The following is a 19,275-nucleotide window of genomic DNA, read 5'->3' as shown; positions in this document are numbered from 1 at the left end:
GCCCGAAAGGCTGAGCATGGACATAAATCAGCAAAACAAGGCGACGGCGCGGGCCCTTTGGGCCGCCCTCGACGCGGATCCCGCGTCGGCGGTGCCCTTGCTGTCGCACGTCGCCCATTGGCAGGGGCCCGCGCCCGTTGGCCTCCAGACCAGCGGTGCGGCCATTGTCGAGCGGATGTTCGCGCCGTTCCATGCCGCCCTCGAGGGGCTGACGCGGCAGACGCATATCTTTACCGCCGGTGTCTCGCAGGCAAGCGAGGCGGGCACGGGCGACGGCGCCTATTGGGTGGCGGGCACGGGCTATTACACCGGGCGGGCCACCGCGCCGGTATTTGGCATCCCCGCCACCGACACGCCCCTGCGCATCCGCTGGGGGGAGTTTCTGCGCTTTGACGCGGAGGGCCGCATCACCCACGCGCAGACAATCTGGGATCTGGTCGACTGGCTGGACCAGATCGGTCATCCGGTGTTGCCACGCCCGCGCGGGGCGGCCCATGTCTTTCCCGCGGCCACTGCCTACGACGCGGTGCTGCACGATGTGCAGGACGCGGAGGAGACGGCGGCCTCCATGGCGCTGGGGCGCGGTCTGATCTTTGGGGGGCTCAACAGCTTTGACAAGGCGGACCTCAAGAGCATGGGCATGGCCGACTATTTCCACCCGAACCTCAAATGGTACGGGCCGGGAGGCATCGGCGCCTGCCTCAGCCTCGCGGAGTTCGAAACGCTGCACCAGCAGCCGTGGTTGATTGCCTTTCCCGACCGCAAGGTGATGCATCTCGAAAGCCTCTTTGCCGAAGGTCGCATCGTCGCGGCCTCGGGTCCGATGGGCGTGGTCGCGCATCAGACGGGGCCGTATCTGGGTCACGCGCCTTCGGGCAAGCCGGTCGACGTGTCGGGGCTGGATTTCTGGCTGCGCACCGGCGGGCAATTCACCGAGAATTGGGTGTTCGTCGATATGATCCATCTGTTCGCGCAGATGGGGGTGGATTTGCTGGCAAAGGTGGGCGCAGATGACTGACCGGCACAGCGGGCACAAGGCCCTGATCGCGCCGCTGCGCGCGGCACTGTATGACTTTGACCTCGAAGCCCTGCGCGCGGCCTTGCACGCGGCCTGCGCGCCGGAGGTGCAGTTCAACCTCAGCTTCCCGTTCGAGACGATCACCGGCGTGGACGCCTACGTTGACCGGGTCTTTGCCCCGCTCGCGCGCGCCTGGCCGGATATCGAGCGGCGCGACTACATCGTCATGGCCGGCCCCACGCCCGAGGGGCACGATTGGGTCGGCGCGGGCGGCACCTATCTGGGCAGCTTTACCGCGCCCTGGCTCGACATCCCGCCGACGGGTCATCCCGTGCACATGCGTTTTCACGAATTCTACCGCATCGTGGACGGCAGGATTGTCGAGATGCAGGCGCTGTGGGATATTCCCGAAGTCATGATGCAGGCGGATGCCTGGCCGCTGGCGCCATCGCTGGGCCGCGAATGGTTCGTGCCGGGACCGGCGCGCAACGACGGGATCGTGCCCACCCCCTATGATCCGGCAGAGGGGCAGGCGACGTGCCAGCACATCATCGACATGCTCGATCACATGAAGCGCCACCCCAGTCAGGGCGGCGAAGAGGTGATGGAGATGCCGCGCTTCTGGCATCCGCGCATGAACTGGTACGGGCCCGCGGGCATCGGCACCGGGCGCGGCATTCAGGGGTTCCGTAACTGGCACCAGATCCCGTTTCTCAGCGCCATGCCCGACCGCGGTCAGTACCTTGACGAGATCAACTATCATTTCTTCGGGGATCGCAACTACGCCGCCGTCACCGGCTGGCCCAACATGGTGCAGACACTGTCGCACGGCGGCTGGCTGGGCATCGCGCCTGCGGGGACCAAGATCACCATGCGCAGCCTCGATTTCTGGCGGCTCGAGGGGGGCTCATTCGCGAAAACTGGGTGCTGGTGGATCTGCTGCATATGTACGATCAGATCGGCGTGGACGTCTTTGCGCGCCTGCGTGAATTCAACAAGGCGCGCGTGGGCTTTGACCCTGACACGGGGAGGGCGCCATGAGCCTGCCGCGCACACCGTCGTTTGATCTGACCGGCAAGCGCGCGCTGGTAACGGGGGCCTCCTCCGGGATCGGACTGGCCTGCGCGGCAGCACTGGCGCAGGCGGGGGCGGCGGTCACGCTGGCCGCGCGCCGGGGCGATGTGCTGGCCGATTGCGTGGCCGAGATGCGCGCCGAGGGCTGGCAGGCCGAGGCGCTGACGTTCGATCAAAGCGACACCGGGGCCATCGACGCGGCCTTTGCCTCGCCCTTCGATATCGTCGTGAACTCCGCCGGGGTGGCGCGCCACGGGCTGGCGGTGGACGCGGCGCCCGATGATTTCGACACCGTGTTCGACCTTAACGTCAAGGGCGCCTATTTCCTCTCTGCCGCCGCTGCGCGCGCGCTGATGGCGGCGGGCAAGCCCGGCGCGATCATCCATATCTCCAGCCAGATGGGGCATGTGGGCGGGGTCGAGCGGTCGATGTATTGCGCCTCAAAACACGCGGTCGAGGGGATGGTCAAAGCGATGGCCATCGAATGGGGAAAATCCGGTGTGCGCATCAACACCGTCTGCCCCACCTTCATCCGCACCGCACTGACCGAGGCGACATTCGACAATCCCGAGCGGCTCGCCTGGATCCTCGACAAGATCAAACTGCCCCGCGTGGGCGAGGTAGAGGATATCATGGGCGCTGTGCTGTTTCTGGCCTCGGACGCGAGCGCGATGGTCACGGGCACGGCCATGATGATCGACGGCGGGTGGACGGCGGGATGAGCGGGCAGGTGACCTCTGCGCAGGTGGCGGCACACGCGGGCGTCAGCCGCTCGGCGGTGAGCCGGGTGTTCACGCCGGGCGCGTCGGTCAGCGCACAGACCGCGGCCAAGGTGCGCGCGGCGGCGCGCGAGCTGGGATATCGCCCCAATCCGTTGGCGCGCAGCCTCATCACCGGGCAAAGCCGGATCATCGGTCTGGTCGTGGCCTATCTGGAAAACCAATTCTACCCCGAGGCGGTCGAAAAGCTCTCGAAGGCGTTGCAGGAGCGCGGCTATCACGTGCTGATCTTCATGGCCGACAACGCCCGTGAAGCGTCGGCCAAGGTGATCGACGAGTTGATGGACTACCGTGTGGCGGGGATCGTCATGGCCTCGGTCAGCCTCAGCAACGATCTGACGCGCCGTTGCGAGGCGGCGGGCATTCCGGTGCTGCTGTTTAACCGACATCAGGACGACGCACATCTGTCCAGTGTGACCTCTGACAACCGCGCGGGTGGGGCTGCGCTGGCGGATTTCCTGCTCGACGCGCGGCACGCAAGAATTGGCCATATCGCCGGATGGGAAGGCGCATCGACCCAGCGTGAGCGCGAGGCGGGGTTTTGCGCGGCGTTGCAGGCACGGGGGACCACCTTGGCCGCGCGCACGGTTGGAAACTTTCACTACGCCGATGCGCAGGCCGCCGCGCGCGAGATGTTCGGCGGTGACGCCCCCCCCGATGCGGTGTTCGTGGCCAACGATCACATGGCCTTTGCGGTGATGGACACGTTACGGTTCGAGCTGGGGATCGACGTGCCGGGCGAGGTGTCGGTGGTGGGCTACGACGATGTGCCGCTCGCCGCCTGGCCGAGCTATGCGCTCACCACGATCCGCCAGCGCGCCAATCGCATGGTGTCCGAGACGGTCGAGATCCTGCTGGAACGGATCGAGACCCCCGAAATGTCGCCCCGCCACGCACGGCTGGACGCGCCCCTGATCATTCGCGGCTCTGCCCGCACAACCAAAGGACCAACACCATGAAGGGTTTCGACCCCAAGTTCGCCGATTTTCCCGATTATATCATCGGGATCACCAAGGAAATCTGGGAAGATCGCGGCATCGCCACGCTGCACCGGTACTACAGCGACGACATCGTCGTCCGCTCGCCCGGATCGGTGGTGACGGGCAACGTTGGCGTGATCGCGGCCACCATGGCGACGCTGGCCGAATTTCCCGATCGCAAGCTGCTGGGCGAGGATGTGATCTGGTCCGGCACGCCGGAAGAGGGGATGCTGTCGTCACATCGCATCCTGTCCACGGCGACGCATCTGGGGGACGGTATGTACGGGGCCGCCACGGGCAAAAAGCTGCAATACCGCATCCTTGCTGACTGCCACGCGATCAACAACCAGATCAACGACGAATGGCTGATCCGCGATCAGGGCGCCATCGTGCGCCAGATGGGATGGGAGCCGAAGGCTTACGCCGCCGACCTGATCGCGCGCGAAGGCGGCCCGGAGGCCTGCGTGCGCCCGATGACCCCCGCCAATGACCGTGAAGGCCCCTACAAGGGACGCGGCAACGACAACGAATGGGGCGCGAAATACGCCGACATCCTGACGCGGATGATGGGGGCGGATTTTGCCGTTGTGCCTGCGGAGTACGACCGCGCGGTGCAGGTCGCCTATCCCGGTGGGCACGATGGACACGGGCGCGGAGAAGTCGACAGCTTTTGGATGGGGCTGCGCGCGTCCTTCCCGAATGCCAAATTCACGGTCGAGCATGTGATCGGGCGTGATGACCCGCTGATGCCGCCGCGCGCCGCCGTGCGCTGGAGCCTGCACGGCACGCACGACGGATGGGGCAGTTTTGGCACGCCCACGGGCAAGGAGGTATATGTGCTGGGGATCAGCCACGCCGAATTCGGCCCCTGGGGGCTGCGCCGGGAATATACGATCTATGACGATGCGATGATCTGGAAACAGATCCTGCTGCAGACCGGATAGGTCACATCCGCCGGAGGGAAAGCATGACGAACTACGCCGATCTGATGTTTACCGATGCCGTGCTGGCCGAACAGGCGCGCGAGGGCAGCGCGGGGATGTACGACAGCCGCTACGACGCGCGCCCCTTTGACGGGTTGGGCGAGGCGGAGCGCGAATTTCTGGCCGCGCGTGACAGCATCTATATCGCGTCCGTCTCGCAGACGGGCTGGCCCTACATCCAGCACCGGGGCGGGCCGCGCGGCTTTCTCAAGGTGACGGCGCCCGACACGGTCGCCTTTGCCGACTACCGCGGCAATCGCCAGTTGATCACCAAGGGCAATCTGGCGGGCGAGGACCGCGTGTCGATCTTTGCGATGGATTACGCGCGCAAGGCCCGGCTCAAGCTTCAGGGCCACGGGCGCCTCATCGACGCGGACGATGATCCCGCGCTTGCGGACACCCTCGCGACCGACGGGCAGGGGCGTGTTCAGCGCCTGATGATCCTACGCATCGCGGGGTTTGACTGGAACTGCCCGCAATTCATCACCCCCCGTTTCACCACCGATGAGATGACCGCCCTCATCGGACCCGAACTCACCCGGTTGGAAGCCGAGAACGCGGCCCTGCGCGCGCAACTCGCAGACCGGAACGCCCCTTAGAAAGAGAGACAAACGCCATGACGACCCTGACCGACCGCATCGTGCGCTACGGAGAGCTTCAGCCCTGCAAGACCGCCTTTATCGACGCCCATACGCCGGGCAGCGATCAAAAGGAAAACTTTACCATCATCGGGGGCGGCGTGTCGGAATCGCCCGATCAGCACGTGCATATCGGCATCCCGCACGGCTTCAACATCGGGGCGGCGGGCCAGCCGCCCAAATGCCGCAACTCCCTGCACAGCCACCGCACGGCGGAGGTGTTTTTCGTCCTCTCGGGCCGCTGGCGCTTTTTTTGGGGCCGCTGGGGGGACGCGGGCGAGGTCGTGTTGGAGGAAGGCGACATCATCAATATCCCCACCGGCATGTTCCGGGGTTTCGAGAATATCGGCACCGATTACGGAATGATCATGGCGATCCTCGGCGGGGATGATGCGGGCGGCGGCGTGATCTGGGCACCGCAAGTCATCGAGGATGCGCAGGCGCACGGTCTGGTACTCGGCGAGGATGGCAAGCTGTATGACAGCAAGATCGGCGCACGGCCCCCGGAAGGGGTCGGCCCGATGAAGGTGCTGAGCGAAGAGCAGCTCAAGGATTTTCCCGAACCCACCGCGATGGAGGTCGTCGGCGGCTACGTGCGCCGCTACTGGGATATGGTCGCACTTGCCGACAAAACGCCCTGTAAGGTGATCGGGCAGACCGGCATCATCCGCGACAAGCCCGGATTTGAGGTCGATCTGGTCACGCGCAAGAGTGCCAGCACCGAGATGCACAGCCACGATGTGCCTTCGGTCCTGATGCCGATGCGCGGGCATTGGCGGGTCGAATGGGCGGGCAATGATCAGCATCCCGCAGGCCATGCGGTACTCGCGCCGGGTGACACGATGTCAGTGCCCGAAAACCTGCCGCACAACGCCACCCCGGCCATGACCGGGGAGGCGTCGCTGTATCATGTGGTCTCTACCGGCGATCCGGCGGGCCTGACGTGGAGAGGCGACTGACCCCTAGGCAGGGTCCGTTTCAAGAAACGGATAGTCGGTATACCCCTCGGCCCCGCCGCCGTAGAAGGTATCGCTGTCCGGCGTGTTCAATTCCGCCCCGCGGCGGTAGCGTTCGGGCAGATCGGGGTTGGCGATGAATGGGCGGCCAAAGGTGACGGCGTGGGCATGGCCACTGTCGATCGCCTTGGCCGCACTCTCGGCGTCGTAATCGCCGTTGGCGATGTAAAAGCCGGTGTGATGGGGCCGCAGTGCGCTGATGGTGTCCTGCGCGCCCTCGTTGCCGGGGAACTTTTCGACGACATGCAGATACGCCAGCTTGCGCGAGTCGAGCATCTTGTAAATGGCGGTGAAATGGCCCAGCGGATCGCTGTCGGACATATCGTTCGCCTCGCCCAGCGGGGAGAGACGCACGCCGATGCGATTGGCGGGATAAACCTCGCCCACGGCGTCCAGCACTTCCTCGAGGAACCGCATCCGGTTCTCGATGCTGCCACCGTAGGCGTCGTCGCGGTCGTTCACCCCGTCCTGCAGGAACTGATCCAGCAGATAGCCGTTGGCCGCGTGCACTTCGATCCCGTCAAAACCTGCATCCTTGGCGTTGCGTGCCGCCGTCCGGTAATCGTCCACGGTCGCCTTGATGCCCTCGGCGTCCAGCGCTTGAGGTTTTGAGCAATCGACAAACCCGTCGGCGGTAAAGGTCTGCGCCTGTGCCGCGCGGTCGGTGGATGAGACGGGCGCGGCCCCGCCGGGCAACAGCGAGCTGTGGCTGATCCGGCCCACGTGCCACAGCTGGCAATAAAGGCGCCCCCCGCCGCGTGCACGACCTCGTTGATCGCGCGCCAGCCGTCGACGTGGCTGTCCGCGTGGATGCCCGGCGTGTCCAGATATCCTTTGCCCATCGCGGAAATCTGCGTGGCTTCGGTCAGGATCATCCCCGCGCTCGCGCGCTGCCGGTAATAGGTCTGCGCCAGCGGATCGGGCGTGCCGTCAGATTGTGCGCGATTGCGCGTGAGCGGCGCCATCAGCACGCGGTTGGGCAGGGTCACATCCCCCATCTGGATCGGATCAAAGAGGTTCGAGGTCATGGTAAGGCGCCTTTCGGTAATGTCTGGTCCGGGGCCAACGCCGCGCCCGCGCGATCCGTTCCGCCCCTTGTGCCGCCCGCCCGAATGGCGCATTCAGGAACGCAGTAACAAAGACGTGAGGGAAACGCCGCGATGGTCACGACAACGCACACGGGCTCCTTGCCGCGCAGCCAGAAAGTGGTCGATTACATCTTTGCCCGCGAGCGGGGGGAGGCGTATGACGCGGCCGGTTTCGATGCGGCCATGACCGAAGCGGTGGAGGCCACGGTCAAACGGCAGGTCGCGGCGGGCGTCGATATCGTGAGCGACGGCGAGACGTCCAAGATCAGCTATGCCACCTACGTCAAGGACCGCTATACCGGATTTTCCGGTGACAGCCCGCGCAACGCGCCCGGCGATCTCAAACAATTCCCGACCTTCCTGAAACGTCTAGCCGAGGGGGGCGGCACCCCGCAATACGCGCGCCCCATGTGCACCGGTGAGGTACGCTCCAAAGGGCAGGGGGAGCTGCAAAAGGACATCGCCAACCTCAAGGCCGCCATGGCGACCCACGGCGCACAGCGCGGCTTCATGAATGCGGCCTCGCCCGGTGTGATTTCGCTGTTCCTGCAAAACGATCACTACAAGACGCGCGATGCCTATCTGGCGGCCCTCGCGGAGGCGATGGCCGAGGAATACCGCACCATCGTGGACGCGGGCCTCGATCTGCAGCTCGACTGCCCCGATCTCGCGCTGTCGCGGCATATGCTGTTCAACGATCTCAGCGACGCCGAATTCCTCAAGATCGCGGGCGCCCATGTCGAGGCGCTCAATCACGCGCTGGCGGACGTGCCGGAGGATCGCGTGCGCATCCACATCTGCTGGGGCAACTACGAGGGGCCACACACCTGTGACATCGGCATGGACAAGGTGTTCGATACGCTGATGTCGGCCAAGGCGCGCTATGTCCTGTTCGAGACGTCCAATCCCCGCCATGCCCATGAATGGACGGTGTTCCGCGACCGCCGCGCGGATATCCCCGAGGATAAAGTGCTGGTGCCCGGTGTCGTCGACACCACCTCGAACTTTGTCGAACACCCCGAAGTTGTGGCCCAGCGGATCGAGCGCTTCACCGGGATCGTGGGCACGGACCGGGTGATCGCGGGCAGCGACTGCGGCTTTGGCACCTTCGCGGGCTTCGGCGCGGTCGACCCGGAAATCGCCTATGCCAAGATCGCGGCACTCAGCGAAGGGGCCCGCATTGCGGAGGCGCGCGCATGACCAACAGCCTGCTCGCCCTGCTCGCCCGCGTCGACACGCCGACCGTTTGCAACGCCATCGAAGTGGCGCAGGGCAAACGCGGGTTCAACGCGTTCACGCGGGGCACGATGCTATGCTCGGCCCCCGGTGAGGCGATGGTCGGCTACGCCCGCGTCGCGCGCATTCAGGCAGTGTCCGCGCCCACCGCCCCAGCGGAAGAAATCCGTGCCCGCCGCATGGGATACTACGAACACATGTCAAAAGGGCCACGCCCCGCCGTGGCCGTGGTGCAGGACATGGATGTGCCCAACGCGATCGGCGCCTACTGGGGCGAGATCAACACGAATGTGCACAAGGCACTGGGCCTGAACGGCGCGCTCACCGATGGGGTGATGCGCGATCTGGGAGATTTGCCGGAAGGGTTCCCGGTGGTGGCAGGCTCCATCGGGCCAAGCCACGGGTTTGTGCATGTGGTGGACTATGGCACGCCGGTGACAGTACACGGCCTGACGGTTGCGGACGGTGATCTGGTGCATGCGGATCGCCACGGCGCACTCGTCGTCCCGCCAGATGTCATCGACACGCTCGAAGCGGCGATTGAACAGCTTTTCGCGTCAGAGCGGATCGTGCTCGACGCCACGCGCGACAAATCCATCGACTTTGAGGAATTCAAAGAGATATGGGCTAGGTTCGAGAACTCACGCACATAGGACAGTGATCATGATCAAGACCCTCCCGGCATTCTTCATCCTCGCGGCGCTTGCCGCCTGCGCCGCGCCTGGCATTGACGCCAATGCCGTTACCTTCACCACCGAGGGCAAGACGTTCAAGGGCGAGGCCGGCGCCGACATCTCCGTGGATGCGCTGCAAGACGACCGTCTTTACGGTCTGTGTCCGGGCACGCCGGAAGTGCGCGACCTCACGATCACGCGCCGCCCCGATGGCAGCGTGGCGTTCTCCGGCCGCTGCGCCTAGTCGCGCGGTGCGGGCGCGCCGCCCTCGAAATCATTGCCGTTGACGTAGTCGCAGGGCGCCTCCTGCATCTGCAAATGCAGACCGTCGCCGGTGTAGGGGTGCGCGCGCGCCAGATCCTCATCCACCTCGATACCCAGACCGGGGGCCTCGGGCGGGGTGATGAACCCGCCCTCGACCCGGATACTGCCCTTGATCAGTGCATCGTGGAACGGCGTCTCGATGGTCTCGGCCATCAGCAGATTGGGGATGGAGGCGGCAAAATGCACGTTCGCCGCCCATTCCACGGGGCCCGCGTAGAGGTGCGGCGCCATCTGCGCGTTATAGACCTCCGCCATGGCGGCAACCTTTTTCATCTCCCAGATGCCCCCGGCGCGGCCCAAGGCAGGCTGAAGGATCGTCGCGGCGCCGCTGCGCAGCACGGGCGCGAATTCGGCCTTGGTCGTCAGCCGCTCCCCGGTCGCGATCGGAATGCGCACCGCGCGGGCGACCTTGGCCATCTCCTCGACGGCATCCGGCGGGATCGGCTCTTCGTACCACAGCGGCGAATAGGGCTCCAAAGCTTGCCCCATGCGGATCGCGCCTGCGGTCGTGAACTGCCCGTGCGTGCCAAACAGCAGATCCGCCCGGTCGCCGACCGCCGCACGGATCGCCGCGCAAAACGCTACCGATTGCGAGATGTCGCGCATCCCCGGCATATGCCCGCCGCGCAGGGTGTAAGGCCCCGCCGGATCAAATTTCACCGCCGTATAGCCCCGGTCGACGGCCTCAAGCGCTGATTCCGCGGCCATCTCGGGTGAGGTCCAGAATGCCCCCAGATCATGCTGCGGCAAGGGGTAGAGATAGGTATAGGCCCGGATACGCTCATTCATCCGACCGCCCAAAAGCGCCCAGACGGGCCGTCCGCGCGCCTTGCCGAGGATGTCCCAGCACGCGATCTCGAGCCCCGAAAACGCACCGATCACCGTCAGATCCGGCCGCTGCGTAAATCCAGACGAATACGCGCGGCGGAACATCAATTCGATATTCTCAGGGTTTTCGCCCGCCATATGACGCGCGAACACATCCTCGATCACGCCCCGCATCGCTTCCGGCCCGACAGAGGCCGCATAGCATTCGCCCCAGCCCACGATCCCGCAGGCCGTGGTCACTTTCACGAGGATCCAGTACCGCCCCCCCACCCGGGTGCGGGCGGCGCGGTCACGATCACATCCAGATCCCGTAGCTTCATCTGATCTCTCCCCCGGCATCAGGGCAGTGCGCCAACACCCCCTGCACCCTTTTCAAAATACCTAAATCCCGCGCCCGCCAAGGTCGCGGCGCCAGCGACAACGCGCCTACCGGTCAAACACTATCACGTTGCGTCGTGCCGATCCGGTCTTTGTATCCGCGATCGCCTCGTTGATCTGGCCCAGCTCCCACCGCCCGGAGATCAGCTCATCGAGCTTCAAACGACCCTGACCGTACAGATCCACCATCCACGGAATATCGCGCTGGATCACCACATCGCCCATTTTGGAGCCGACCATGCCTTGTCCGACGGCGGCCATCATCACCGGCGCGTAGGTCGAGGTTTCGTCGATATGCGGCATGCCGACCATGATCACCTTGCCACCGTAGGCAAGATACTGCGGCGCACTGTCATAGGCCGCCGTCACGCCCACGGTGACGATCACCGCATCCGCGCCGCGCCCCATCGCCTTTTTCGCCGCCCGCCAGGGTTTGCCCTCCGAGGCGAGCACACCGTCGGTCGCGCCGAATTCCCGCGCGATCTCCAGCTTTTCGGCGCTCATGTCGACGGCCACGATCCGCCGGGCGCCGGCGATCCGCGCGCCCTGAATGGCGTTCAGCCCGACACCGCCCGCGCCGATCACCACCACATCCTGTCCCGCGCGCAGCTTTGCCGCGTTGACCACGGCGCCCACGCCGGTGATCACGCCGCAGGCGACAAGGGCCGCGGCTTCCTTGGGGATGTCGTCCGCGATCTTCACGACTTGGCGCTGGTCCACCACCACCGCCTCGGCAAAGGCACCGCAGGCCATCGCCTGGTGCAGCTTGCCCCCGTCGGCGGTCCTGATCGGCCCGTGATCCCCGTCATAGGGCGTCTCGCAAAGGGTCGGCGTCCCGCCCGCGCAGGACGCGCATGTCCCGCAGGAGCGGATGAGCGTCACGATCACGCTGTCGCCTTCTGCGAGCCCCGTCACGCCACTGCCCACGGCGGCGACCCTTCCGGCGGCCTCATGCCCATAAACCGCCGGCAGCGACCCGCCCCAGGCGCCCTCGGCGTAGGAGATATCGGAATGGCAGATTGCCACGGCATCCAGTGTCACCTCGACTTCGCCGGCTTCCGGCGGACGCAGGCGAATGTCCTCGACCGAAAGAGGGGCGCCAAAGCTGTGGCAGACGGCGGCTTTGATGGTTTTCATGACAGGCTTCCCGGTGCAGTTTTGCGCAGCGCACCACGGATCCGGAATTCCTGCAAGCCCAATGTCAACACCTGCGTGGAACGTGGCGTCACCCGCTCTGGCGGGCCGCACGCAGTACGACGAACAGCCCCAGCGTGCTGAGCGCCGCGGCCAGCAGGAAGGGGGCGCCGGGCAGGTGCAGCGGCGCCTGCGCTCCGGTAAACCGGGCAAAGACCATCGTCATCACCAGCGGCGACAGGATCATCGCCATCGCCGAGGCAGACGTCAGCGCCCCCTGCAACTCCCCTGCGCATCATCCGATACCCGCGCCGACATGATCCCCTGCAACGCGGGCGGGATGATCCCGCCAAGGGCCGCCAGCGGCGTCAGCACCAGAACCACCGTGCCCGAGGGGATCACGGCAATCCCGATAAGGCTTGCGATGCTGAAAAGATGACCCACGATCACCGTGCCCCGCTCACCAAAGCGGCGCAGCATCGCGCCGATCAGACCGCCCTGGATCACCGCCATCATCGCCCCGAACAGCCCCAGCGACAGCCCGATCGTGGCCGGTGACCAATCAAAGCGCGCGATCCCGAAATAGGACCAGACCGCCGGGTAGACCGCAAATTGCACATAGTAGATGAAATAGACCAGCAGCAGCGTCGTCACCCCCGGGAGACGCCCCAGGCTGCGCAGCGCGCCCAATGGGTTCGAGCGCCGCCATGAAAATGCGCGCCGTGTCGCATCCGTCACCGTCTCGCGCAGCACGAACCAGCCAAACACCGCGTTCGACAACGCGAGCCCGGCGGCCAGCCAGAACGGCGCGCGGGTGCCGAATTCGGCCACCAGACCGCCCAGCAGCGGCCCCAGCACGAACCCCGCCCCAAAGGCGGCGCCGACCAGCCCGAACCGTCGGGCGCGCTCGTGCGGGGCAGAGATATCGGCCATGTAGGCGGCAGCGGTCGATTGCGTGGCCGCCGTGATCCCGCCGATCACCCGGCCCAGCAGCAGCAACCACAGCGCACCCGCCACGGCCATCAGCACGTAGTCCGCCGCCATGATCACCAGCGTGACCAACAGCACTGGGCGGCGGCCAAATCGGTCGGATAATCCTCCCACCACGGGGGCAAAGAGGAACTGCATGACCGCGAATGTGGTCGACAGGATCCCGCCCCAGATCGCGGCCTGACCCAGCGTGCCGCCGCCAACCTCCTGAATGAGATCGGGCATCACCGGCACGATCAGACCGATACCCATCGCATCGATCATCACGTTGAGCAGGATGAAAAGGATCGGCAGGTTGAGCTTCACGCAGACAGGCCCCGGACCCGTGCGGCAAAGGCACGGGCCTCTGCGGGGGCCTGTCCCAGCGATTGCGCGGGATCAAAGAGGCCCGCATCAAGGCCGGGATGGGCCGCGCGGGCGACCTGCTCAAGCGTCTGACCGCTCTCAGCGGCGGCGCGGCAGAGCGCCTTTGTCTCGGCCTGCGCCTGCGGGCGGGGCAGGCGCGCCGCCAGCGCAAAGCTGAGCGCCTCGGCGGCAATCAGGCCCCCGGCGGCGTCGAGATTGGCGCGCATGCGGGGCGGGTCGGGCTGCATCCCGGCGACGAGGGTGCACGCGATCTGTGCGCCGCTCGCCGCGCCGAGGCAAAGCTGGGGCAGCACCATCCATTCAGCAAACCACGCCGCGCCGTCGCGCTGGTGCATGTGGGCGGTGGACGGCGCCAGCGCCGCGCGCAGGCCGGTCGCCGTATGCGCCAACGCGTGCAGCGCGCTTGGCCCAACGGGGTTTTGTTTCTGCGGCATGGTCGATGAGGCGCCCGCAGCGCCCAGCCGCACCTCGCCGACGTCGGTCGCGGTCAGCGCCACGAGCGTCGCGCCCATTCGCCCCAGTATGGAACTCAGCGCGCAGAGCCAATCCGCGATCCGCGTGATCGGCCCGCGATCCACGTGCCAGCTGCGCCCCGGATCGCCCAGGCCCAGGCCTTCGGCCAGCGCCGCGCGCAGCGCCGCCGGGTCATCGCCCAGCATCGACGCGGTCCCCGCCGCCCCGCTGAGCGAGACCATCAGCGACCCCGCGCGCAGCGCCGGCAGCGCGTCCAGCAGATCGGCCAGCGCGTGACCCCAATCGGCCAGCACGGCCCCCAGCTGATGGGCGTGGCGTGCTGCGCGTAGGTGCGCGCAGGCATCGGCGTGGCGGCATGGGTCTGCGCCTGATCGGCCAATGCGGCGAGGATCGCGCGCAGATCGTCCTCCAGCAGGGCCAGCAATTGGCGCAGGCGCAGCATCAAACCGGTGTCGAGGATGTCCTGACTGGTCGCCCCCCAATGCACGTATTGCGCATGCTCGGGCGCGTTCATCTCGGCGCGGAAGGCCGCAACGAGACCCGGCACGCTCACGCCGTTCTCGCCTGTGGCCTTGGCAATCGCGCCGGGGTCGATCGCGATCTCAAGGCTGGCGCGCTGGATCGCCGCTGCGCTGATTTCGGGGATCAGCCCCTGCGCGCCCTGAACCTTGGCCAGCGTGCCCTCCACGATCAACATCGCGCGCACGGCGGCGGTGTCGCTGAACAGGCGCCCCGCCTCTCCGGTCGGGAAAAGCCGCGCGTAGAGCGGGCTGTCGAACACGCTTGCCGCCATCAGATGTGGCCGGTGTCGCGGAGGAAATCGCTCAGCACGCGGGCGAATTCCTGCGGTTGCTCGACGCAGGGCAAATGGCCCGCGCGGCGGATCAGGTGGAATTTGCTGCCCGGGATCAGATCGGCGGTCTCGCGCACCAGATCGGGCGGGGTCGATCCATCCTCCGATCCCGCAATCGCCAGCGTGGGCAGTCGCAACCCGCTGGTGGGAGTGTAGAAATCCGTGCCCGAAATCGCCGCCGAGCAGCCCGCATAGCCGTCGTCGGCCTGTTGGGTGAGCATGTTGCGCCACAGCTCCAGCTCGGGCGTGCGGTGGAAATCGCGCGAGAACCAGCGGTCCATCACGGCGTCGGCAAGGCTTTCGATCCCGCCCTGATCTACGGCGGCGATGCGTTCGTCCCAGAGCTGCGGATTGCCGATCTTGGCGGCGGTATTGCTCAGCACCATCGCGCGGATCAGGTCGAGCCGTTTGACCGCCAATCCCTGCGCGATCATGCCGCCGATCGAAAGCCCCACAAAGAGGCAATCGCGCACCTGCAAATGATCCAGCAGACGCTCGCAATCGCGAATGAGCGCGCCCATGGCGTAGGGGGCGGGCGGGACCGACGACAGCCCGTGCCCGCGTTTGTCCCAGCGGATGATGCGCAGCCCTTCGGGCAGCAGCGGCAGGATCGGATCCCACAGGCGCATGTCGGTGCCCAGTGAGTTGGCAAAGACCACCGGCGCGCCCTCTGCTGGCCCGTCCACGCGGTAGTGGATCCGGGCATCGCCCGCGTCAAACATCTTCATCGGGGGGCTCCTTTCAGCGACAGATGGGCCATGATCTGCCCGTGATCCGAGGCGAGTTTGTTATACGGCGCCTCCGGGTGGCTGCCGTCGGTCAGATGATCGTTGAGCACCGAGAAATAGGTCATTTCGCCGATGCTTTGCGGGCCGGGCAGGAAATGCGGTGACAGGTAAATCTGGTCGATACTTTCGTAAACGCCACCAAAGGCTGCGGTAAACACCATGTCGCGCAGGGATTTCTGCACGAAGAGTTTTTCGGCAGAGCGCAGCCGCACGGCCTCGATGTCGGCGGTGATCTGCGCGGCGTCCTCGGCGGAATAGCGGTCGCCGCGGTGTTCTGCGTCGTGGCGCAGCATCCACTCGTAATTCTTGAACGGCACCTCGCCGCTGATGATTTCCGAACTCACGGCATTTTCGGCGTCGTTGAAATCACCCAGAACGATCACCGGATTGCCCGCGCGCAGCTCCTGCACGATGGCACCGCGCAGCACCCACGCCTCGGCCATGCGCCGCATGGCGGCGCGCGCCGATCCCAGCGCGCGGCCCACGGGATCATAGGCGGTCAGGTCCGCCTCGGGCGCGGTGCCGTCGTCGCCGCGGATGAATTCGCCCAGTTTCGATTTCAGATGGGTGTTGAACACGGTGATGACATGGCCGCCCACCGGCACGCGCACCTTGAGGATCGGACGGCTGAGCCGCGTGATGCGGAAAAATCCGCCATCCTCGCCCCCGTCCTGAAATGGAATATCCAGCGCCTGACCCAGATCCTGAATGATCTCGGGCTCATCGACAAAGCCGAACCGCGACAGCACCGCCAGACCGGGGCGGCGGTGGCCCGGCTCCCCATCGTTGGCATTGGGGGCAAAGGCGATCTCCCCCTCGCGGTAGCTGCCATAGGCGAGCTTGCGAAAAATTGCCCGCTTGCGGTAGCGTTTGGAGGCATCGGGGATCGCAAAGTCGTTCTGTGCCTCGCCGTAGCGGTCCGCGAGCGAGATCACCTCGCTGAGCGCCTCTTCCTCGAAAATCTCCTGAAAGCCCACGATATCGGCGTCCAGCGTGACCAGCTGGTCGGCCAGCCAGTCGCGTTTCCACGCGTATTCTTCCGGCGTGTAGGAGTGAAAGCGGTAGTATTCGCGGTCTGCGCGGATCAGGTTCTTGACGTTGAAACTGCCGATGGTGAAATCGGTCATAGGCTGTCCAATGCGCGGGCGAACATGGCCGGATCGACGTTGCCGCCCGAGATGGTGACGATCACGTCGTCGCCCACGATTTCGTCGGTGCGGAAGAGGGCCGCGGCCAGCGCCACCGCGCCGCCCGGCTCTGCCACGACCTTGAGGCGCAGGAACGCGTGGGCCATGGCGCGCAGGGCCTCGTCCTCGCTCACGATCAGGCCGGGACCGCAAAGGCGGGAGAGGATCGGAAAGGTCAGGTCACCCGGCTGCGGCGTGATGATCGCGTCGCAGATATTGCCCGAGGTGCGCGCGTTGCGCTCGATCCGGCCCGACTGCAGCGAGCGGGCGACGTCGTTGAAACCCTCCGGCTCGGCGGGGCGGGCGCGCAGGCCCGGTGCGTCCGCCTCCAGCGCCAGCCCGATGCCAGAGGTCAGACCCCCGCCGCCGCAACACACGATTACATCAGCCTCGCGGATGCCGAGGGCGTTGGCATCCTCGGCAATTTCCAGCCCGGTGGTGCCTTGGCCCGCGATGACCTCCGGCTCGTCGTAGGGGCGGATCAGGGTCAATCCGCGCTCGGCGCTCAGCCGGTCACCGATCTCTTCGCGGCTCTCGCCCGCACGGTCATAGAGCACGACCTCGGCGCCCAGTGCCTTTGTGTTAGCGATCTTCAAGGCCGGCGCGTCCGAGGGCATGACGATCACCGAGGATGTGCTGTGCAGGGCGGCGGCATGGGCCACGCCCTGCGCATGGTTGCCCGAGGAAAAGGCGATCACGCCACGTGCACGGACCGTTGGCTCCAACGCGGAGAGCGCCGCATAGGCGCCGCGAAACTTGAAGCTGCCGGTGTGTTGCAGACATTCGGGTTTGATCCAGACGCGGCGGCCCGCGATCTTGTCCAGAAACGGCGCATTCAGCAGCGGCGTGCGCCGTGCGTGTCCCGCGATACGGTCGGCGGCGGCGCGGATCATTTCGATATTCATACCATGGCCTCGATCCATTGGTGCAGGGCGGTGACGGCCTCAGGCTCGTCGAGGAAGGGAATATGCCCCGGTCAGGCACAGTGCCGAGAATCATGTCGGGGCGCCGCGCCTGCATGGCGCGCACGGTGCTCTCGGCGAGCAGGTTCGATTCCCGCCCCCAGATCAGGGCCAGCGGCAGACCCTCCAGCGCGTCGAAATAGGGCCAGAGGTCAATCTGCGCGTCCGCCATCGCCAGCGTCGCGTCGCGCAGGTGCGGATCATAGGTGATCGCCAGCCCGCCCTCGGTCTGCACAAAGTGCTTGCGCGCCTCTTCCAGCCAGCGCCCGTCGGGCAGGTTGCGAAATTCGGGAAAGGCGCGGGCCATGGCGGCGGCGGCGTCCTCATACGTTTTTGCGGCGGGGGGGCGGCCGATATAGTCCTTGATGAGCGCGAGCCCGGCGGGCGCGATCTCTGGCCCCACGTCGTTGAGCGCCACGCCCAGCAGCCGGTCCTTGGCTCCGGCCGCCAACCCCATCGCATTGAGCCCCCCGCGCGAGGTGCCTAGGATCGCGACCTGCGCCAGCCCCAGATGATCCAGTAGCTCTAGCACGTCGCGGCATTCCACGGGCAGGGTATAGTTCTGCCAATCGGCATCGAAATCAGAGCGGCCCCGCCCCCGATAGTCGAGCTTGATCAGCCGCTGACCGCGCAGATGCGGGGTGACATAGTCGAAATCGGCGGTGGTGCGCGTCAGCCCCGCAAGGCAGAGGATCGGCAGACCGGCGCCTGCGTCCTCATAGTACAGGGACAGCCCGTCTGAGGTTTGAAACGTCGCCATCACAGACCTGCCAGACCGGGGATGCCGGTGAGATCGCTCAGCACGGTCTTGGGGGTCCAGGGCAGGCGGTCCATCGGCTCCCGCGCGCGGTTGACCCAGACGGTTTCAAACCCATAGCCGGTGGCGGCGGCCACGTCCCATCCGTTGGAGGAGACGAACAGTACCTCATGTGCCGCGCAGTCAAAATGCGCACCGACCAGATCATAGACCCGCGCGTCGGGCTTGAAGATGCCGACACTCTCGACGCTGAGCGATATGTCGAGTGTCCCCTCAATGCCCGCCGATTTCACCGCGCCCGCCAACATCGCGGGCGATCCGTTCGACAGGATGCCGGTGTTCAGCCCGCCATCTTTCAGCGTCTGCAACATTTGCGGCACCTCCGGGTAGGCGCCCAGCTCCCAATAAAGCTGCAAGAGCCGTTCGCGCAGGGCGCTGTCGCCGTGGTGCCCGGTTTTCTCAAGCGCCCAATCCAGCCCGTCCTGCGTCACCCGCCAGAAATCACAATGCGCGCCCGCCACCGCACGGATCCAGCTGTATTGCAGCTGCTTGAGGCGCCAATGCTCGGCCAGCTGCATCCAATCGTCCTTGATCGCGGCGGTGTCTGGCTCGCTTGCGGCCTGCCGCGCGGCAGAGGCCACATCGAACAGGGTGCCGTAGGCGTCAAAGATGCAGGTGGTGATGGGCATGGCGCGTGCTCCGTTGGAATGTCCTTGGTGCAGACTGGCACGCGGGGCAGGGGCGGAAA

Annotated in this window: 14 protein-coding genes and 6 pseudogenes; 10 read left to right on the top strand and 10 right to left on the bottom strand. The window is 66.0% G+C overall.

Features of this window, described 5'->3' with window-relative positions; translation table 11 throughout:
* Positions 1-16: 16 nt before the first annotated feature.
* The 7 genes and pseudogenes from KDD17_RS10680 (at position 17) to KDD17_RS10650 (ending at position 6,431) form a co-directional block, all read left to right on the top strand.
* Positions 17-1,018 (top strand): ester cyclase, encoded by a 1,002-nt coding sequence (locus KDD17_RS10680; RefSeq protein ID WP_212703643.1) that lies wholly within the window; start codon positions 17-19, stop codon positions 1,016-1,018.
* A pseudogene (locus tag KDD17_RS10675) lies at positions 1,011-2,059 on the top strand (ester cyclase). The gene KDD17_RS10680 and the pseudogene KDD17_RS10675 overlap by 8 nt, the downstream one beginning before the upstream one ends.
* Positions 2,056-2,814: an SDR family NAD(P)-dependent oxidoreductase gene (locus KDD17_RS10670; RefSeq protein ID WP_212703642.1), complete on the top strand. Its 759-nt coding sequence runs from the start codon at positions 2,056-2,058 to the stop codon at positions 2,812-2,814. The pseudogene KDD17_RS10675 and the gene KDD17_RS10670 overlap by 4 nt, the downstream one beginning before the upstream one ends.
* Positions 2,811-3,830: a LacI family DNA-binding transcriptional regulator gene (locus KDD17_RS10665; RefSeq protein WP_212703641.1), complete on the top strand. Its 1,020-nt coding sequence runs from the start codon at positions 2,811-2,813 to the stop codon at positions 3,828-3,830. The genes KDD17_RS10670 and KDD17_RS10665 overlap by 4 nt, the downstream gene beginning before the upstream one ends.
* The gene (locus KDD17_RS10660) at positions 3,827-4,795 is read left to right on the top strand and encodes a nuclear transport factor 2 family protein (protein WP_212703640.1); all 969 of its coding nucleotides are present in this window, start codon (positions 3,827-3,829) and stop codon (positions 4,793-4,795) included. The genes KDD17_RS10665 and KDD17_RS10660 overlap by 4 nt, the downstream gene beginning before the upstream one ends.
* Positions 4,796-4,818: 23 nt before the next feature.
* Entirely contained in the window at positions 4,819-5,433 is a 615-nt protein-coding gene (locus KDD17_RS10655) for a pyridoxamine 5'-phosphate oxidase family protein (protein WP_212703639.1), read from the top strand.
* 17 nt (positions 5,434-5,450) lie between these two features.
* Positions 5,451-6,431 carry a cupin domain-containing protein gene (locus tag KDD17_RS10650; protein ID WP_212703638.1) on the top strand — a complete coding sequence of 327 codons (981 nt, stop codon included), beginning with the start codon at positions 5,451-5,453 and terminating at the stop codon, positions 6,429-6,431.
* Between the two features lie 3 nt (positions 6,432-6,434).
* On the opposite strand, the pseudogene KDD17_RS10645 reads toward KDD17_RS10650, so the two are convergent.
* Positions 6,435-7,516 (bottom strand): annotated as a pseudogene (locus tag KDD17_RS10645) (alkene reductase).
* Between the two features lie 132 nt (positions 7,517-7,648).
* On the opposite strand from KDD17_RS10645, the gene KDD17_RS10640 reads away from it, so the two are divergent.
* From KDD17_RS10640 to KDD17_RS10630, 3 genes are read left to right on the top strand one after another with little or no spacing between them, the layout of a single operon-like run.
* Positions 7,649-8,776, top strand: a complete 1,128-nt coding sequence (locus tag KDD17_RS10640; protein WP_212703637.1) for a cobalamin-independent methionine synthase II family protein — start codon at positions 7,649-7,651, stop codon at positions 8,774-8,776.
* Entirely contained in the window at positions 8,773-9,465 is a 693-nt protein-coding gene (locus KDD17_RS10635) for an RraA family protein (protein ID WP_212703636.1), read from the top strand. The genes KDD17_RS10640 and KDD17_RS10635 overlap by 4 nt, the downstream gene beginning before the upstream one ends.
* 10 nt (positions 9,466-9,475) lie before the next feature.
* Entirely contained in the window at positions 9,476-9,730 is a 255-nt protein-coding gene (locus tag KDD17_RS10630; RefSeq protein WP_212703635.1) for a hypothetical protein, read from the top strand.
* Here the strand turns inward: KDD17_RS10630 and KDD17_RS10625 are convergent.
* The 9 genes and pseudogenes from KDD17_RS10625 to KDD17_RS10585 form a co-directional block, all read right to left on the bottom strand.
* A pseudogene (locus tag KDD17_RS10625) lies at positions 9,727-10,958 on the bottom strand (mandelate racemase/muconate lactonizing enzyme family protein). The gene KDD17_RS10630 and the pseudogene KDD17_RS10625 overlap by 4 nt on opposite strands.
* Positions 10,959-11,064: 106 nt before the next feature.
* On the bottom strand, positions 11,065-12,153 hold the full coding sequence (locus KDD17_RS10620) for a Zn-dependent alcohol dehydrogenase (protein WP_212703634.1): 1,089 nt from the start codon (positions 12,151-12,153) through the stop codon (positions 11,065-11,067).
* An 88-nt stretch (positions 12,154-12,241) separates the two neighbouring features.
* Positions 12,242-13,404: pseudogene (locus KDD17_RS10615) on the bottom strand (TCR/Tet family MFS transporter).
* Positions 13,405-13,442: 38 nt separating this feature from the next.
* A pseudogene (locus tag KDD17_RS10610) lies at positions 13,443-14,677 on the bottom strand (lyase family protein).
* 95 nt (positions 14,678-14,772) lie between these two features.
* Positions 14,773-15,561, bottom strand: coding sequence for a 3-oxoadipate enol-lactonase (gene pcaD, locus KDD17_RS10605; protein WP_212703633.1), 789 nt, complete (start codon positions 15,559-15,561; stop codon positions 14,773-14,775).
* Positions 15,558-16,748, bottom strand: a complete 1,191-nt coding sequence (locus KDD17_RS10600; RefSeq protein ID WP_212703632.1) for an endonuclease/exonuclease/phosphatase family protein — start codon at positions 16,746-16,748, stop codon at positions 15,558-15,560. Before KDD17_RS10600 ends, pcaD begins: the two co-directional genes overlap by 4 nt.
* Entirely contained in the window at positions 16,745-17,713 is a 969-nt protein-coding gene (locus tag KDD17_RS10595) for a threonine ammonia-lyase (protein WP_212703631.1), read from the bottom strand. The genes KDD17_RS10600 and KDD17_RS10595 overlap by 4 nt, the downstream gene beginning before the upstream one ends.
* Positions 17,710-18,530 (bottom strand): annotated as a pseudogene (locus tag KDD17_RS10590) (alpha/beta fold hydrolase). Before KDD17_RS10590 ends, KDD17_RS10595 begins: the two are co-directional and overlap by 4 nt.
* Positions 18,530-19,216, bottom strand: coding sequence for a haloacid dehalogenase type II (locus KDD17_RS10585; protein ID WP_212703630.1), 687 nt, complete (start codon positions 19,214-19,216; stop codon positions 18,530-18,532). The pseudogene KDD17_RS10590 and the gene KDD17_RS10585 overlap by 1 nt, the downstream one beginning before the upstream one ends.
* Between the last annotated feature and the right edge of the window lie 59 nt (positions 19,217-19,275).

Source organism: Sulfitobacter albidus (genome assembly GCF_018200035.1).
Classification (GTDB): domain Bacteria; phylum Pseudomonadota; class Alphaproteobacteria; order Rhodobacterales; family Rhodobacteraceae; genus Sulfitobacter; species Sulfitobacter albidus.
This window is presented reverse-complemented; position numbering and strand designations above follow the sequence as displayed.

Excerpts from the sequence above, each read along its gene's own strand:
- KDD17_RS10630 (WP_212703635.1), top strand. The coding sequence starts at position 9,476 with ATGATCAAGACCCTCCCGGCATTCTTCATCCTCGCGGCGCTTGCCGCC.
- KDD17_RS10650 (WP_212703638.1), top strand. The coding sequence starts at position 5,451 with ATGACGACCCTGACCGACCGCATCGTGCGCTACGGAGAGCTTCAGCCC.
- KDD17_RS10670 (WP_212703642.1), top strand. The coding sequence starts at position 2,056 with ATGAGCCTGCCGCGCACACCGTCGTTTGATCTGACCGGCAAGCGCGCG.
- KDD17_RS10620 (WP_212703634.1), bottom strand. The coding sequence starts at position 12,153 with ATGAAAACCATCAAAGCCGCCGTCTGCCACAGCTTTGGCGCCCCTCTT.
- KDD17_RS10660 (WP_212703640.1), top strand. The coding sequence starts at position 3,827 with ATGAAGGGTTTCGACCCCAAGTTCGCCGATTTTCCCGATTATATCATC.
- KDD17_RS10640 (WP_212703637.1), top strand. The coding sequence starts at position 7,649 with ATGGTCACGACAACGCACACGGGCTCCTTGCCGCGCAGCCAGAAAGTG.
- KDD17_RS10595 (WP_212703631.1), bottom strand. The coding sequence starts at position 17,713 with ATGAATATCGAAATGATCCGCGCCGCCGCCGACCGTATCGCGGGACAC.
- pcaD (WP_212703633.1), bottom strand. The coding sequence starts at position 15,561 with ATGAAGATGTTTGACGCGGGCGATGCCCGGATCCACTACCGCGTGGAC.
- KDD17_RS10600 (WP_212703632.1), bottom strand. The coding sequence starts at position 16,748 with ATGACCGATTTCACCATCGGCAGTTTCAACGTCAAGAACCTGATCCGC.
- KDD17_RS10655 (WP_212703639.1), top strand. The coding sequence starts at position 4,819 with ATGACGAACTACGCCGATCTGATGTTTACCGATGCCGTGCTGGCCGAA.
- KDD17_RS10585 (WP_212703630.1), bottom strand. The coding sequence starts at position 19,216 with ATGCCCATCACCACCTGCATCTTTGACGCCTACGGCACCCTGTTCGAT.
- KDD17_RS10680 (WP_212703643.1), top strand. The coding sequence starts at position 17 with ATGGACATAAATCAGCAAAACAAGGCGACGGCGCGGGCCCTTTGGGCC.
- KDD17_RS10665 (WP_212703641.1), top strand. The coding sequence starts at position 2,811 with ATGAGCGGGCAGGTGACCTCTGCGCAGGTGGCGGCACACGCGGGCGTC.
- KDD17_RS10635 (WP_212703636.1), top strand. The coding sequence starts at position 8,773 with ATGACCAACAGCCTGCTCGCCCTGCTCGCCCGCGTCGACACGCCGACC.